This is a genomic window from Rhodonellum sp. (genome assembly GCF_030656585.1).
Classification (GTDB): domain Bacteria; phylum Bacteroidota; class Bacteroidia; order Cytophagales; family Cyclobacteriaceae; genus Rhodonellum; species Rhodonellum psychrophilum.
In genome coordinates this window covers 138,051-153,358 of the sequence record NZ_JAUSPP010000066.1, presented here as the reverse complement: position 1 = coordinate 153,358, position 15,308 = coordinate 138,051, and the positions used below count along the sequence as shown (strand labels likewise).

Annotated in this window: 12 protein-coding genes; 5 read left to right on the top strand and 7 right to left on the bottom strand. The window is 43.9% G+C overall.

The features are described from left to right. Nucleotides 1-92 precede the first annotated feature (92 nt). Both Q7J63_RS17080 and Q7J63_RS17075 read left to right on the top strand, forming a co-directional pair. Nucleotides 93-1,001: a serine hydrolase gene (locus Q7J63_RS17080; RefSeq protein ID WP_304887867.1), complete on the top strand. Its 909-nt coding sequence runs from the start codon at nucleotides 93-95 to the stop codon at nucleotides 999-1,001. Beyond that, nucleotides 998-3,094, top strand: a complete 2,097-nt coding sequence (locus tag Q7J63_RS17075; protein ID WP_304887865.1) for a prolyl oligopeptidase family serine peptidase — start codon at nucleotides 998-1,000, stop codon at nucleotides 3,092-3,094. Before Q7J63_RS17080 ends, Q7J63_RS17075 begins: the two co-directional genes overlap by 4 nt. 487 nt (nucleotides 3,095-3,581) lie before the next feature. Here the strand turns inward: Q7J63_RS17075 and Q7J63_RS17070 are convergent, their stop codons facing one another. The 3 genes from Q7J63_RS17070 to Q7J63_RS17060 form a co-directional block, all read right to left on the bottom strand. Continuing rightward, a complete protein-coding gene (locus tag Q7J63_RS17070; protein ID WP_304887863.1) occupies nucleotides 3,582-5,924 on the bottom strand; it encodes a glycoside hydrolase family 95 protein in 2,343 nt (780 codons plus the stop codon). A gap of 82 nt (nucleotides 5,925-6,006) precedes the next feature. Continuing rightward, a complete protein-coding gene (locus Q7J63_RS17065; RefSeq protein WP_304887861.1) occupies nucleotides 6,007-6,549 on the bottom strand; it encodes a GNAT family N-acetyltransferase in 543 nt (180 codons plus the stop codon). Between the two features lie 98 nt (nucleotides 6,550-6,647). Then, complete coding sequence (locus Q7J63_RS17060; protein ID WP_019597823.1) at nucleotides 6,648-7,223, bottom strand: TlpA disulfide reductase family protein; 576 nt, start codon at nucleotides 7,221-7,223, stop codon at nucleotides 6,648-6,650. Between the two features lie 415 nt (nucleotides 7,224-7,638). Between Q7J63_RS17060 and Q7J63_RS17055 the strand changes: the two genes are divergently transcribed. From Q7J63_RS17055 to Q7J63_RS17045, 3 genes are all read left to right on the top strand, one after another. Further along, nucleotides 7,639-9,882, top strand: coding sequence for a Tex family protein (locus Q7J63_RS17055; RefSeq protein ID WP_304887859.1), 2,244 nt, complete (start codon nucleotides 7,639-7,641; stop codon nucleotides 9,880-9,882). Nucleotides 9,883-10,531: 649 nt separating this feature from the next. Next, nucleotides 10,532-10,789 (top strand): hypothetical protein, encoded by a 258-nt coding sequence (locus Q7J63_RS17050; RefSeq protein ID WP_304887857.1) that lies wholly within the window; start codon nucleotides 10,532-10,534, stop codon nucleotides 10,787-10,789. A gap of 9 nt (nucleotides 10,790-10,798) precedes the next feature. Further along, nucleotides 10,799-11,566 (top strand): LexA family transcriptional regulator, encoded by a 768-nt coding sequence (locus Q7J63_RS17045; protein WP_019597819.1) that lies wholly within the window; start codon nucleotides 10,799-10,801, stop codon nucleotides 11,564-11,566. A gap of 184 nt (nucleotides 11,567-11,750) precedes the next feature. On the opposite strand, the gene Q7J63_RS17040 is transcribed toward Q7J63_RS17045, so the two are convergent. The 4 genes from Q7J63_RS17040 to rluF form a co-directional block, all read right to left on the bottom strand. Next, entirely contained in the window at nucleotides 11,751-12,353 is a 603-nt protein-coding gene (locus tag Q7J63_RS17040; protein ID WP_304887855.1) for a hypothetical protein, read from the bottom strand. 372 nt (nucleotides 12,354-12,725) lie between these two features. After that, the gene (locus Q7J63_RS17035; protein WP_139189778.1) at nucleotides 12,726-13,400 is read right to left on the bottom strand and encodes an OmpA family protein; all 675 of its coding nucleotides are present in this window, start codon (nucleotides 13,398-13,400) and stop codon (nucleotides 12,726-12,728) included. A gap of 240 nt (nucleotides 13,401-13,640) precedes the next feature. Further along, entirely contained in the window at nucleotides 13,641-14,405 is a 765-nt protein-coding gene (locus Q7J63_RS17030) for a hypothetical protein (protein ID WP_019597814.1), read from the bottom strand. Nucleotides 14,406-14,516: 111 nt separating this feature from the next. Further along, the gene (gene rluF, locus Q7J63_RS17025; RefSeq protein ID WP_019597813.1) at nucleotides 14,517-15,257 is read right to left on the bottom strand and encodes a 23S rRNA pseudouridine(2604) synthase RluF; all 741 of its coding nucleotides are present in this window, start codon (nucleotides 15,255-15,257) and stop codon (nucleotides 14,517-14,519) included. Between the last annotated feature and the right edge of the window lie 51 nt (nucleotides 15,258-15,308).

The window sequence follows — 15,308 nt, the reverse complement described above, 5'->3', positions numbered from 1 at the left end:
TTCTCACACCTGTTAATCCGTATTTACAAAATTAAAATTTTGATTTGACCATTAAATGGTAAATCCAAAGCACTCTTAAAATTCATCAAATCATGCAAAGACAATCCTTAACGCTATTGTTCCTCAGTCTCTTCCTTTGGCATTGTGCATCGAAAGCTCCTGAAAATGAATTTCCTGAACTGGAATCTGCCCTGCTTGCTGAATTGGAAAATGCACAGGGAGATTTTGCAATCGCTTTCAAAACTCTCGACGATCCTTCTCAAATGGTATTGATCAATGAAAAAGAAGTCTTTCATGCCGCCAGTACCATGAAAGTTCCGGTGATGATCGAAATGTACAAGCAAGCTGGGCAAGGGAAATTTTCGATGAAGGATTCTATCCCCATCATCAATGAATTCAGGAGTATTGTGGACAGCAGCCTTTTCAGCATGGACTTGGGCGTGGACAGCCAGGAGAACCTCTACGAAAGAATAGGCCAGCAAGCCACTTATTATGAGTTGATGTACGAAATGGTGACCATGAGCAGCAATCTTGCCACCAATATCCTGATCGAAAAAATCGGGGCAGAGAACATCAATGCCACCATGCGGGAAATGGGCGTTTTGGACAACCAGGTATTGAGGGGCGTGGAGGATTTGAAGGCCTTTGATGCAGGTCTCAACAATACCACGACTGCCTACGATTTGATGCTGATCATGGAGGCCATTGCCAAGGGTGAAACCGTTGATTCCGCCTCCTCTGAAGAAATGATGGACATTTTGATCGATCAAAAGTTCAATGAAATGATTCCAGAACTTTTGCCCAAAGACGTGGTCGTTGCACACAAAACAGGAGCCATTTCCGGTGTCGAGCATGATGCGGCCATCGTGAAATTGCCTGATGGAAGGGCTTATGTTTTGGTCATCCTGAGTAAGAATTTGGAGGATGTCGAAAAAGGGAAATCGCAAATCGCCCAGATTTCCAAAATTATTTATGAGTATGTGATTTCAACAGACAAATGATGAAAAAGTTAATACTGGTATTTTTCAGCTATATTTTTCTGCTGACCGAGTTGGCAGCGCAGTCGTTTTCCGTCGAGCAGATTTCGAGTTTCTCCTTTCCTTCGGAATTGACAGCTTCAGCCAGTGGAAACAAAATCGCATGGGCCATGAATGAAAAGGGACTGCGCAATGTCTATGTTGCAGAAGGTCCGGAATTTTCCCCCCGAAAAATCACCGCTTTTATCGAAGACGATGGCCAGGAAATCAGTGGTCTCCAATTTTCCCCCGATGGAAACTGGTTGATCTTCGTCCGTGGCGGGGACCATGGTGGAGGAAATGCCAATGTTCCCGTAAATGTCACACATGCCACTGTGATGCCAAAAGTAGAGATTTGGAAAGTCCCATTTGCCGGAGGCCAAACAGAGGTGGTCGCGGAAGGGGACGAACCCATGGTTTCTCCAGATAGCAAAACTGTCGCTTTCCTAAAAAACGGCCAGGTTTGGAGCGTTTCGATTTCTAAGGGTGAACCAAAGCAGCTCTTTCAGGCCAAGGGAAATGTGCATTCCCACAGTTGGTCGCCTGATGGAAGCCAACTGCTGTTTGTCGTCAACAGAGGCACGCATGCCTTGATCGGGGTATTCTCCAATGAAAATCCAGTGCTTCAATGGCTGGCGCCTTCATTCAGCCGCGACCTAAGTCCAAAATGGTCTCGTGATGGAAGCCAGGTGGTTTTCGTGAGGACTCCTGGTGGATCCGGAGCCGCTTTGCCATTATTAGAGCAGCGGCATCAACCTTGGGAAATCTGGGTTGCAACCGTCGAAAGCGGATCGGCAGTCAAAAGGTGGAAAGCGCCTGAGACATTAAGGGGTTCCGTGCCCAGCACCAACGGTGGATTCAATCTCCACTGGGCAGCCGACAATAAAATCGTTTATCTGTCTTACGAAGATGGCTGGCCACATCTCTATGCGATGGATGCCAATGCTGGTCCTTCTTCTCTTTTGACACCGGGGGAATATATGGTCGAACACATAAAACTGGCCAAGGATGGGAAATCATTGGTTTTCTCTGCAAACACTGGGAATTTACCAGAGGATATCGATCGCAGACATATCGGCAGGGTTTCCATCAATGGTGGAAAAATGGAACTGCTGACCGAAGGGGAAGGAATCGAAGCCATTCCAGTACCACTTGCCGATGAAAAACAAATCGCTTTTTTCAGCGCTACCGCAAAAAGATCCTTGTTGCCCGCACTCGTGCATTCAGAAACAAAGGAAATCAAGCTGCTGGCAGAAAACCTGATTCCCAATGATTTTCCCCAAGACAGGTTGGTGGTGCCCAAGCAAGTCAAATTCCAATCTCCCGATGGTTTCACGGTGTATGGTCAGCTGTTTGAAAAGGAGGGAGGCCCTGTCAAGAAACCTGCGGTAGTCTTTGTCCATGGCGGTCCACAGCGGCAGATGCTATTGGGTTGGTCTTATATGGATTATTATTCCAATACCTATGCAGTCAACCAGCAATTGGCTGAAATGGGTTTCGTCGTCCTTTCGGTCAATTTCCGCCTCGGAATTGGCTATGGTTATGAATTTCACAAACCCGCCAGAACTTGGACACAGGGTGGGGAAGAATACTTGGACGTCAAGGCTGCGGGCGAATATTTGGCGAAATTGACCCAAGTGGATGCGCAAAGAATTGGTGTTTACGGAGGTTCTTACGGCGGTTATCTCACCGCAATGGCATTGGGCAAGGATTCCGATTTGTTTAAGGTCGGTGTTGACATTCACGGCGTACATGATCTTTCCGGTAGGTTGGAAATGCCGGACGGCTATGAAAAAGCGCCTGATTTTGACCAAGCAGTCAAGACGGCCTGGCTTTCCTCTCCGATGGCCTATTTGGATACATGGAAATCGCCTGTCCTTTTTATCCATTCCGATGACGATAGAAATGTAAATTTCAGCCAAACCACGGATTTGGTCAGGAGATTTGAAGAAAGAAAAATGCCCTTCGAATCCCTGATGATTCCCGGAGACACCCATCATTGGATGAAATACGCCAACATGGTCAAAGTCAACAAAGCCACGGTGGAATTCTTGAAAAAACATCTGATGCCAGAGTGATTTTTGAAAGCGCCCACACTTCACCCGAAAAATGCTGTAGGCTCTCTAATGGGGTTATAACTACAAGAAAATCAGGGTATTTGAAGAATAGAATAAGGAGTAGTGCCGATGTGAGGAAATCAAAACAGAAACTATCTGAATTGAATCTAAAATATGCAATAGTTTCCCAATGGTGTTGAACCTGTTTTATGCATTACGAACTCCATTTAATGTTTTAATTTACTGATGATCAATTAGGTGTTGACTATTTTTGACTTCATCCTATTGAGGTCAGGAATTATTCTCCCAATAGTCCGATTTTCTTTCAGTTTCAATCCCATTTGGAAACCTCTTGCATATTTCGGGTTGAAATAACAAGACAATCAGACCATTTGGAGAATCACGTGTGGTACTGATTTGGTGAAGGCAACTACAGGAAACAAAGACTGATTATCAAGCAATTTTAAGTTGGAATGGAATTGGTATTGCTTGGAAAACATGGGTTGAATTAAAAAACGAGTTCCAAAACTGCCCCTTTCTGCAGGTCAAATTGTTTTTCTTTCCCTTGATAGTTCACTTTTCCTTTTCCTCCTAAAAGGGATGTAATGAGTGCCGATTTCAATACCCCATTTTCCCAGGAAATGTCCACTGAATAATTCCCACGTGCTTTCAATCCCTTGACTTCACCGCTTGCCCAAGCGCCCGGTAAGGCAGGAAGCAAGTGAATGGCATTGCCCTCATGGGATTGGAGCAGCATCTCGGCGACTCCAGCAGTGTAACCAAAGTTCCCGTCGATCTGAAACGGAGGATGGGCGTCAAATAAATTGGAATAGAGGGATTGTGTGATGAGTTTTTGGATGTGTTCATGAGCCATTTCACCTTCCTGTAGCCTTGCTGAAAAATTGATCAGCCAAGCCCGCGACCAACCTGTGCCCGCACCCCCATTGGCCAACCGGTAATCCAATGTTTTTTTTACGGCGTCAAAAAGTTCTGGAGTAGTCGATTTTGTCACCGCATTGCCAGGATGGAAAGCATAGAGGTGTGACATGTGTCGGTGGCCTTTCTCGGGTTCGGCATATTCTTGATCCCATTCCAAGAGCCTACCCTCTTTTCCCACTTGCAAACCTGACCTTAACTTTCCCCTTTTTTCCTTGATTTCATCCAAAAGTGCCGTTTGAAGGTTGAGAATTTCACAGGCCGCGATAAAGTGGTCAAATACTTCGGCAATGATCTGTTGGTCCATGGCCGCACCCATGGTGGTGGCAACGGATTCCCCTTTTGCATTGATAAAACTGTTTTCGGGAGAAGTGGAGGGGGCTGAAACCAACTTCCCGTCTTTTGGGTCTTCGACCAACCAATCCGCATAAAAGGCAGCGACTTCGGTCAAGGCTGGATAGAGGCGTTCTTGGAGAAACCGCCTGTCTTGGGTAAAGGCAAACCTTTCCCAATAATGCTGCGCCATCCAGCCTCCCGCACCGATCCATCCGCCCCAATACGCCGTGGCAGCCTGCAAGAAAGTGGGTTTCCAAATGTCAGTGGTGTGCCCAAAGGCAGCGCCCCGCATTCCATAACTTTCCCTTGCCGTGATCTTGCCGCTGTTGACTATTCCATCGGTAAAATCAAAAAATGGGTCATGCAATTCGCTCAGATTGGTCACTTCCGCCGGCCAATAGTTCATCTGCATGTTGATATTCATGTGGTAATCTGCATTCCACGGGGCGGAAATATGGGGATTCCAAATCCCCTGAAGATTGGCGGGAAGGGTTCCGGGACGGGAGGAAGCAATCAGCAAATATCTTCCGAAATCAAAAAGCAGGGATTCAAGGAAAAGATCAGTTTCCCCTTCTTGCACCTGTTTGATCCTGAGATCGGTTGGAATGTCATTTTTCACCACATCGCCCAATCGCAGGGAAACCCTGTTGAACAATTCGCCATAGTCTTTTAGGTGCCTTGCATACAGCGAGTCAAAATCCATCCCCTTGATGGCCAACAGCTGCTTTTGGTTTTCACCCCTGAAATCACGGTGGTAAAATGAGGTGTTGGTGACCAATTTTAGGGTGAGTTTTTGAACGCCACGCATGGAAAAACGATCTTTTTCGGCTCTGAGCGTTCCTTCTTTGTTTTCCGCAAAAAGCAAACTCTGAAACCTTACCCCATGCAGAATCGGTGCGGGTTTCGAATCAACCTCCCCCTTTCTTTGGGTGACTTCCCCACTCATTTCCAGAATTTGGGGAGTGACGGTCTGGACCGATACCGTTGGGAATCCCTCGTCATCAGGCCGGGAAAGTCGGATGTGGCCATTCAATCCATCCGGGTGTTCGGTGGTGATTTCCACGACAAGGGCTTGGTCTGGAGCGGAGGAAAAGATTTTCTGGGTAACCTGAAATCCATCGGTTTTGTAGCGGACGGTGACTGAGGCAGTCTCCAGATCGAGTTCTCTGGTGTACGCACTGATATCGGTATGTCCCAGATCCAGCCAAAGATCTCCCAAGGTTTGATGGGAGCGGAGCACTCCCTTCCTGGAAAATCTTTCCACAAGGAGGGAATCGGCCTTTTTGTTTTCTCCCAAGAGGAGCATTTTCCTGATTTCTTCCAAATCTGATCTTTTGCCAGGCGCAGGTCCCCAATCATCAGGGCCTCCCGGCCAAAGGGAATCTTCATTGAGCTGAATCCGCTCTGTATCCGTTTTGCCAAATACCATGGCTCCCAATCTTCCATTTCCGATGGGCAAGGCATCTTCCCATTTTTCTGCGGGTTGTTGGTACCAAAGGGATTTTTGGGCAAATGAGGAAGTGAGGCAAAAGAACAATACAGCCACACTTATAAAAACGAATCGGGTATTTGCGGTCATGGTGATCTCAGGTTTGATCGCCTCAAGTTCCTGAATTTTAACTCTTCTTACAAGCTGGATAAGGTTTCCTGCAAAAATCGTATCAGAATTTGTTCGGATTTTGAATCCTATAATAAAGGTGTGGATTGAGTCGATGGTCTGCGGGCAGGAAGGGATAAATGAAGGTACCCACTTTTTCCATTCCCAGCTTAACCATCACATTTTCCGATGGGTGATTGATCAGGGGAGTGATCGCGAAAATTTCTTGTATTCCTTTTTTAAACCCAAAATCCAAACAGGCTTTTGCCCCTTCAGTCGCAAATCCTTTTCCCCAAGCTGATTTCTTTAACCTCCAGCCCACATCTATAAATGGACTCATGGGGCTTTCATAGGTCCTGTTTCCCAATCCGATGATGCCAATCAATTCTTGGTTGGCAAGGGCTTCTGCCACAAAAAAACAAAACCCAAATAATCCCAAGTGGTCATTTTGCCTTTGGATGAATTCCTCACTTTCCTTAATGGACAAGGGCTTTTCAAAAAATCGCATCACTTCCGGATCCGCATTCATGGAGGCGATTTCATCAAGGTCTTTTGGAAGATAACCACGGAATCCGAGGCGTTGGGAAGTGAAAATGTAAGGATCCAAAGTTTGTGAGTTGTACGGTGAGGCTCTTTTAATGGAGAAAACCACTGCCGGTAAAGACAGTGGTTTTCCAAATTCAATTTAACCCTTAAAATGGGATTTTAAAACTCCCCCGTCAGAAAATCCATAAATTCCTTCGTGTCGAAATTGCTCATGCCTTCCTGATAGAAGACGATTTTCCCCTCGGGACTGACCACCAAAGTTGTTGGAATGGATTCACTCTGAAGGGAATTGTTCAAGCCAAACCCTGCATGGACTACCGGAAAGGTAAACTCCTTTTGGTCGATGAAATCCTTGCTTTTTTTAGCCTCTTTGTCCAAGGCAATCATCAGGAATTCAATGTTTTCATTGTCTTTCACTTTCCCGTAGAGGGATTCGATATGGGGCATTTCCGCCCTACATGGAGGACACCAAGTCGCCCAAAGGTTGATGAAGACGGTTTTTCCTTTATAATCTTCCAAGAAAACTTCCTTCCCTTGCATATCCGTGAATTTCCCGCGGTAATCAAAATTCTGCGTTTCTTTATTGGTCAAGGTGATTTTGGGCTTGATCAATCCGGTGGACAACAATACCGATTGCACGCCACCCATGATCGGTGTCATCAATCCCGTAAAATATAGAAATGCAAATACCGACAGCATCAATCCCCAGCTCTTAATTTCTTTCTTCCAATTCATTGTTTGTTTTTTTATAAATCAGCAATAATATCACTTGACGCGAGGAACCAGAAGATTTTTGCCTGAAATCTTAATTGGCTTCTTCTGTCTTTCAGCTTCGGTCTTCCGATTCTTTCCTTATAATAAAATATGTTTTACAGGCACGATAGCAGATGATCAGACTGTTTTTAATTTGACCCGACAATAACAGTAACCTTCTTCCTTTTCCAATCCCTTTATATCCTAAACAAAAGAGAAAGAATGGGCAGCTGAATTACGGATTTCCCAGCCATAATATTCCTCATCCTGAACACAAATTTACCATCAGATATTCAATTGCTTGGTAACATAAAGCACAAGAATACATTTTTACTTTATGTTTCGCGGGTTGAAACCTTTAAATTGCAAGTCTTAATTTGACTAAGGACAAAGCTTTATGAATACGATTCACTATACTAAAATTGCCGAGGAACTCAATATCAGGCAGAAACAGGTTTCGGACACTGTAGATTTATTGGATGAAGGCGCGACGATTCCCTTTATATCAAGGTATCGAAAAGAAGTGACGGGCAGTTTGGATGAAGTTCAGGTTGCGGCCATACGGGACAGGGTCCAGCAATTGCGTGACTTGGACAAGAGAAGAGAGGCTGTCCTCAAGTCAATTCAGGAACAGGGGAAATTGACGCCCGAACTGGAGAAAAAGATCAATGGAGCGGAAACGATGTCCATTTTGGAGGATATTTACCTTCCTTACAAGCCCAAAAGAAGAACCAAGGCCACCATCGCCCGGGAAAAGGGATTGGAACCCTTGGCAACAAAAATATTCGAACAGGAATCATTTGACCTGAAAGCGGAAGCGCAGGGATATGTCGATCCGGAAAAAGAAGTGAATACACCCGAGGAAGCCTTGCAAGGGGCCAGGGATATTCTAGCTGAATGGATCAATGAAAATGCGGAATTGAGAAAGAAAATGCGTGCCCTTTTCATTGAGGAAGGGATTTTTACCAGCAAAGTCATTCCGGGAAAAGAAGCAGAAGCCGAAAAATACAAGGATTATTTCGATTGGTCTGAGCCGATCAAGAAAACACCATCGCATCGCATTTTGGCCATGAGAAGAGGCGAAAAGGAGATGTTCTTGATGTTGGACAGTTGTCCTGCCGAGATTCAGGCAACGGCCCTGATGGAAGAAACAGTACTGAAAAAAGCAGCAAACACTGCCGTAGAGCAAGTGGGTATGGCGATCAAAGATTGTTACAAACGCCTTTTGAAACCTTCTATGGAGACCGAGGTAAGGCTATATTCCAAGAAAAAGGCAGATGAGGAAGCCATTAAGGTTTTTGCCGAAAACCTGAGACAATTGCTCCTGGCGGCCCCATTGGGTGAGAAATCCGTCATGGCCATCGATCCGGGTTTCAGGACAGGATGCAAGACAGTTTGCCTGGGACCGCAGGGACAGTTTTTGAGTTATGACACCATCTATCCAAACGAACCCCAACGCAAAACCGCTGAAACCGCTGCTCTGATCAAGCATTTGGTCGATTTGCACAAAATCGAAGCCATCGCGATCGGAAACGGTACGGCGGGAAGGGAAACGGAAGCTTTTGTAAAATCCATTGGATTGCCCAAAAACGTGGTGGTGATCATGGTGAATGAAAGTGGAGCGTCGATTTATTCGGCATCGGATGTGGCCAGAGAGGAGTTTCCCGATCAGGATTTGACGGTAAGGGGAGCGGTATCCATCGGACGAAGGCTGATGGATCCTTTGGCAGAATTGGTAAAAATAGATCCCAAATCCATCGGCGTCGGTCAATACCAACACGATGTAGACCCAACGGCACTCAAAAATGCCTTGGACGATACGGTGATGAGCAGTGTCAATGGCGTTGGCGTCGAGGTGAACACTGCCTCCAAACAGTTGCTGACCTACGTTTCTGGACTGGGTCCGGTTTTGGCACAGAACATCATCACATACAGAAATGAAAAAGGACCTTTCAAAAGCAGGGACGAAATCAAAAAAGTGCCAAGGTTGGGCGACAAGGCATTTGAGCAGGCGGCTGGATTCTTGAGAATCCGGAATGCAAGCCATCCTTTGGACGCCAGTGCCGTGCATCCGGAGCGCTATGGATTGGTAGAGAAAATGGCAAAGGATATCGGTGCCAAAGTGAGTGATTTGATGACAAGTGAGGAGCTGAGAGCGAAAATTGTCTTGAAGAATTACATCTCCGAGACGGTTGGTTTGCCGACACTCCAGGACATCATGGAAGAGATTTCCAAGCCAGGGCGTGATCCTCGCGAACGATTTGAGGTATTCAGTTTTCAGGAAGGCGTAAACAAAATCTCTGATCTGAAAGTGGGAATGAAATTGCCGGGTTTGGTGACCAACATTACCAAATTCGGCGCCTTTGTGGACATTGGGGTGCATCAGGACGGACTGGTTCATTTGAGTCATTTGGCCGATAAGTTCGTGACCGAACCGACAGATGTGGTTTCGGTCAACCAAAAAGTGGAAGTAACCGTCATGGAAGTGGATACCCAAAGAAAGAGAATTGCGCTGAGCATGAAATCCGATCCTTTTGCCGAGAGGGGAAGTGCCAAAACCAAGCAAAAGCCCAAACCCAAAGTGGAGGAAGAAGGAGATATGGCCGCAAAACTGGCCCTTTTGAAAGGGATGTTTAGGTAGCCAGTAAAAGCATGGCAGTGTAAAAACCATTGGAAATTAAAGATTTCCAATGGTTTTTTTGTTTTAGGGGCTTGAATGCTCATCATGAATTCCAGAAGAATAAAGCACTGAAAGTGTTTCTTCTTTTTCTTCAACCCGAAATATGCATTCCGTTTCCAAATGAGATCGAAACGGCAGGAAAATCAGACTATTGGGAGACTAATCCCTGACACCAATAGGGTGAAGTCAAAATCAATCAACACCCAATTGAATTGAGTTCGTAATGCATAAAACGGGTTAATGCGGTCTCGAAAGAGCGGGAAATGTTCATATGACCAACATTCAAGAAGGGAATGAATTCGATCCGCCTGCATGCAATCTGATCTTCAAACTATTTTTGAGCATTCCAGCAGCCCTGAAGGGGATGAGCTTACAGCAGGATTTTTCCTTTTATTATTACAAGTACATTTAGGTGTAACCGATTTTCCTTCCCTCATTTAATTGGGTTTTAAACACCAAAAAACAGCAGTTTTGGCAACCAATCCTTCTAAAAACTCAGTCAAAATCAAAAATTGTGACAATAGCTGTCAGGCATTGGTTTATTTTATGAACTTGTGATAGTTTATTAAACAAACATTTTTAAATTAGCTGTTGTTAAAACGAGGAAGCTATGGAAGATCAAACAAAAATCAGCGTAACCAGCAAGCAATTGCCTTCAGGGAATTGCCAGGTGAAATTTTTTATTGAGGATGAACAAAGGCCCCAATATGGTTATTTGTTGGTCAATGAACCCAAGCCGGTGGGGGAGATCATAGCGGAAATCAAGGAAAGAATGGCACAGCGAAGAATGGCGATGTCTGGATTGAATCCGTTTTCGGTAAAAACCCAGGTAAAGGACGACCATAATTTTTACCTTTACTCAGCATAACCCAAGGCCATGAAGCTCCACAAGAATCTGAAATTTTTAAGAACGGAATTGGGACTTACCCAAGCGGAACTTTCCGAGAAATTGGGTTTGCAAAGAACCATGATTTCCGCCTATGAGGATGGGAGATCAGAACCCAAGCTGGCTACCTTGAGCATTCTTTCGGAGACTTTCCATGTCTCCATCGATGAATTGCTGTACCACGATATTCAGGAAATGGGAAGAAAACCCCTCCAAAACAAGGACATTAAAATCCTGACCATCGCAGTGGATGAAAATGATCGGGAGAACATCACAATGGTGGGGCAAAAAGCTTCTGCAGGCTACTTGAACGGTTTCGCTGATCCTGAATACATGGAATCCTTGCCCCAATTCCACCTCCCCAATTTGGCTACAAACAAGACCTATAGGGCCTTCGAGATTTCCGGAGACAGCATGTTGCCCCTGGTTTCGGGCACATTGATCATCGGAGCCTACATTGAACAGCTCCAGGAAATCAAAAGTGGCAAGACCTATGTCCTGGTCACCTCATCCGAAGGCGTTGTGTACAAACGGGTTTTCAACTATCTGGAAGAAAATGGGAAGCTGTACTTGGTTTCCGACAACCAACAATACAAACCTTATGAAATCAAGGGGGAGGATGTGATGGAAATATGGGAAGCCCGTGCATTTATCAGTACTGATTTTCCCAATCCCAAAGACAAAGCCGCACCTGCAACCTTGGAAGACATCTCCGAAATGATCATGGAGCTGAGGCGGGACATCATCAAATTGCGGTAGGAATGGTTTTTTCTTCAATGCCATTTGCAATGGAAAAAAGTCGGTTGGTGTTTCCAAATTCAAGAATTCCTAAGTCCAACGAATATTGAAAAAGTACATTCAAGTACCTCTTCAGATTTTTCCGGATCAGCCTTCCTTTTTATTCGATACAAATAAAAAGGAAGGCTGATGGCATTAAAAACCTTCAATTACTTTTAAAATTGCTCCCAGGAGTGAAAAAATCTGGTTTTGTTGTAATAAATCCAATCTCGGAAAGTGAAGCATTACCAATGCTATTGGTCAATCCCTGCTGTGCTTCCCACTCCCAAAACACCCATTTCGTTGCTATCGGTATACCATTGGATTCCACATAGTCCAAATATTGAATGGCATGGGGGTCTTTTTCTGCGTCTTCTTTATTTCCCCTGACAGTGACGATATAAGCCACTTTTTCAATTAAGTTGTTTGATTTATCCGCATAAACAACATACCAATCATCAGGCGCATCTCCTGTACCTGGTTCAAATGTTAGCTTGTGAGTCTGATATCCCAATTTGTCAACTTCTGTATTTTCATAGTTATCCCACTTTGTACCTGTATCACTTAATTTATATGGGAAGAGGAAAAAATATGCCCATGTATACGCATCAAAACGAACCAATGCTTCATTTGGGATATCAGGGGAATAGTGGACCTTTTGGCCGTCAAAAATAATTTTTGAACCGTTATCAAAAGCAATTAACCCTTTGCTGGAATTGGTGAGCAAGGTGATTTTGGCATCAAGCCTCTCTTTTCCCCCAAACTCCAATTTTATATCAAATTGAATGGCGTTCTTTGAAAGAAAAGATTTTTTTTGATGTGCCTCTTCAATCCTATTGACAAAAGTTTCATTTTCATTTGAAGTGTTACAGGAAAGAAAAGAAGACGAAACTATCAAAACTGTGATGAATGCTTTTATCATTTTTTGGAGACTGTTATTGGATTGTAATAGTGTATAAACTGAGGAGTGCTCTTTTTGGATTCGTTTCAAAAGGCCTAAAATCATCCAATTGTGTTTTTTTGGTTTTTAAATCAAAATTGGGGCTTCACGATCGTTTTTTGAACAGGCGAAAAAGGGAGTGAAAAAATAAAAAAAAGCCAATCCCATTTCTGAGATTGGCTTTTAGAGATTTTCGAGGTATTAATTCTCGATTTCTCCTTTTTCTGCTTTTTCGATCAATACATCGGTGGCAGTGATCAATACTTCAACTCTTCTGTTTTTGGCTCTGCCTTCGTCGGTATCGTTGGTAGCGATAGGTTTGTCAAATGAATGACCAATGGTAAACAATCTGCTGTCTTCCACACCTTTCATCTTTAAGTAATTCCTGACCGACTGGGCTCTTTGTACAGATAACTTTTGGTTATAATCATAAGCGCCTTTGTTATCAGTATGTCCTTCAATGGAAATGTTGGTGTCTGGGTATTCGTTCAGGATTTCAGACAATTTCAAAATGCTTTCCTGCGCATCTGGGGTCAAGGAAAATGAATCGAATCCGAAAAGAATTCCAGAATCGAAAGTCAATTTAATGGCTTCTCCGACACGTTCCACTTCAGCATCTTTAATGTCTTCCATTTTTTTGGCTTGTTTGTCCATGTAGATACCAACAGCTGCACCCGCTGCACCACCTACAACTGCACCAATGGCAGCACCTTTTCCAGCCTGTCCACTTTTGTTGCCAAGTACTGCTCCGATGGCAGCACCAGTTCCACCGCCGACGGCGACACCTTTTTCGGTATTGTTCCAGCTTGCACAGCCAAATAACATGGATGCGCCTACAATTTGGTAAAAAATGCTTCGTTTGAATTTAAAGATCATAATCAGGGTGTTTTTTTGGTTTTTGTTTCATCTTGATTTTATCAATTTAGATCAAGATGAAAACATTAAATGTCATGGTTCTAAATTCATGCCAGACTTATTGTATTGAGAAAAATGCTTTCGCGATAATATGACCAACAATTTTAAATTTTTTGAAAAGTCTTGTCTGTTATGGTTTTGGCTAAAAAAATTGAATGGGTGAAAAGAAAATAGTTTAAAAAATAATTGATCATGTTACGTTTAATCCAACATTTTCAAAAAACCTTCTTTTATTTTGGAAACCGCATCAAATGAGTTGTCAATGTTGACCACGCCCTTTTCCAGTTCGTGCCAATATCCATCTCCACATTCAATATAATATCCTCTTTTTGTCGGCTTGGAAGTTTTGGCTTGGCTATAATCGTAATCGGGAAGGAATATATTGGACAATAACGTTTTGGTTTCAGCCCAATCTGATTCTCTGCTTTTCCCATCGACCAAAGCATCAATTTTTCTTATGGAAAATTTGACGGTGAAGGAAAAATCATGGATGCCATTTTGGTCCTGTGCATAGAACTTGATGGTCAATGGAGCTTCTTTTTTGCTGATTTCATAGATGGCTTGAAGGTAATCCTGTGCCAATAGTTGCCAGTCATTTTGATTGATGGGGATGGTCCTGGAGATTTTGCCATGGATATCCTTGGCTAATATCTTGACACCACCTTCTTCTTCGTCAAATTTTTTGCTGGTCCATTTGGACTCGGAATAAAGGTCCTTGAGTGGTTTTTCCCAAACTTTGGGGATTTCTCCCAAAAAGGAATAGTCATCGCTCAGCGAAAATCCCTCTTCCAGGATCTCCTCATCCTCCAAATCTTCCCTTCCGGTATAGTGGAGGTCCAATTGGGTATTGAGAAAATTCTTTTCAAAGCTGATTCGGAGCTTAAATGTGTGGCTGTATGGGGCTGGGATGGATCCGGAATCGAATTCTATCTCCAGCCTAGTGAGGTCTTCTGTTTTCAAATGCATATCGCTAAAATTTATAGTCAGAGGTAAAAATTTTCAATGAAAATAATCGAAAGGCAAAATTAGTTTTTTATCAACAATAATCGAATGCTTTTGCAATTACCTGATGGGGTTTTAGACTTGGTCTTCATGTGTCTTGGACGAGGAGGAAACCAATCGATGGATTTCACCCATTTCTTCCTCCGTCAGATCCCTCCATTGTCCGATGGGGATGTCCAGCCTGACGTTCATGATCCTGATACGTTTGAGGATGACCACCCCAAAACCCAGGTGATCACACATTCTCCGGATTTGTCGATTTATCCCTTGTGTCAAGATGATGCGGAACTTGAATTTACTGAGTTGTTCTACCTCGCATTTCCGGGTGACTACGCCGAGAATCGGTACCCCTTGGCCCATTTTTTTGATGAAATCCAAGGTGATGGGTTTGTTGACGGTGACGAGGTATTCTTTTTCGTGGTTGTTTTTGGCCCTTAAAATTTTATTCACAATGTCCCCGTCATTGGTCAAAAAAATCAATCCCTCGCTGGGTTTATCCAATCGGCCGATTGGGAAAATCCGCTTGGGATGCTTGATGTAATCAATGATGTTGTCTTTTTCCCCTTCCGTGTCAGTGGTGCAAACGATCCCTACGGGTTTGTTGAAGGCGATGTAAACAGGTTTTTCCTCAGGGGTGGAAATCAGTTTTCCATCTACCCGTACTTCGTCCTCGGGAAGAAGCTTGGTCCCCATTTCTGGCACATTGCCGTTGATGGTTACACGGCCTTCAGCGATCAGCTTATCCGCTGCCCTTCGCGAGCAGAATCCAACTTCACTCAGGTACTTATTGATTCGGGTTGAATGCACTTCTTCCATCTCCTTTGTCTTGTTCTTCCAAAATTCAAATTTAAGGGAAATAAAATTGTT

Excerpts from the sequence above, each read along its gene's own strand:
- Q7J63_RS17080 (WP_304887867.1), top strand. The coding sequence starts at position 93 with ATGCAAAGACAATCCTTAACGCTATTGTTCCTCAGTCTCTTCCTTTGG.
- Q7J63_RS17075 (WP_304887865.1), top strand. The coding sequence starts at position 998 with ATGATGAAAAAGTTAATACTGGTATTTTTCAGCTATATTTTTCTGCTG.
- Q7J63_RS17070 (WP_304887863.1), bottom strand. The coding sequence starts at position 5,924 with ATGACCGCAAATACCCGATTCGTTTTTATAAGTGTGGCTGTATTGTTC.
- Q7J63_RS17060 (WP_019597823.1), bottom strand. The coding sequence starts at position 7,223 with ATGAATTGGAAGAAAGAAATTAAGAGCTGGGGATTGATGCTGTCGGTA.
- Q7J63_RS17055 (WP_304887859.1), top strand. The coding sequence starts at position 7,639 with ATGAATACGATTCACTATACTAAAATTGCCGAGGAACTCAATATCAGG.
- Q7J63_RS17050 (WP_304887857.1), top strand. The coding sequence starts at position 10,532 with ATGGAAGATCAAACAAAAATCAGCGTAACCAGCAAGCAATTGCCTTCA.
- Q7J63_RS17045 (WP_019597819.1), top strand. The coding sequence starts at position 10,799 with ATGAAGCTCCACAAGAATCTGAAATTTTTAAGAACGGAATTGGGACTT.
- Q7J63_RS17035 (WP_139189778.1), bottom strand. The coding sequence starts at position 13,400 with ATGATCTTTAAATTCAAACGAAGCATTTTTTACCAAATTGTAGGCGCA.
- Q7J63_RS17030 (WP_019597814.1), bottom strand. The coding sequence starts at position 14,405 with ATGCATTTGAAAACAGAAGACCTCACTAGGCTGGAGATAGAATTCGAT.
- rluF (WP_019597813.1), bottom strand. The coding sequence starts at position 15,257 with ATGGAAGAAGTGCATTCAACCCGAATCAATAAGTACCTGAGTGAAGTT.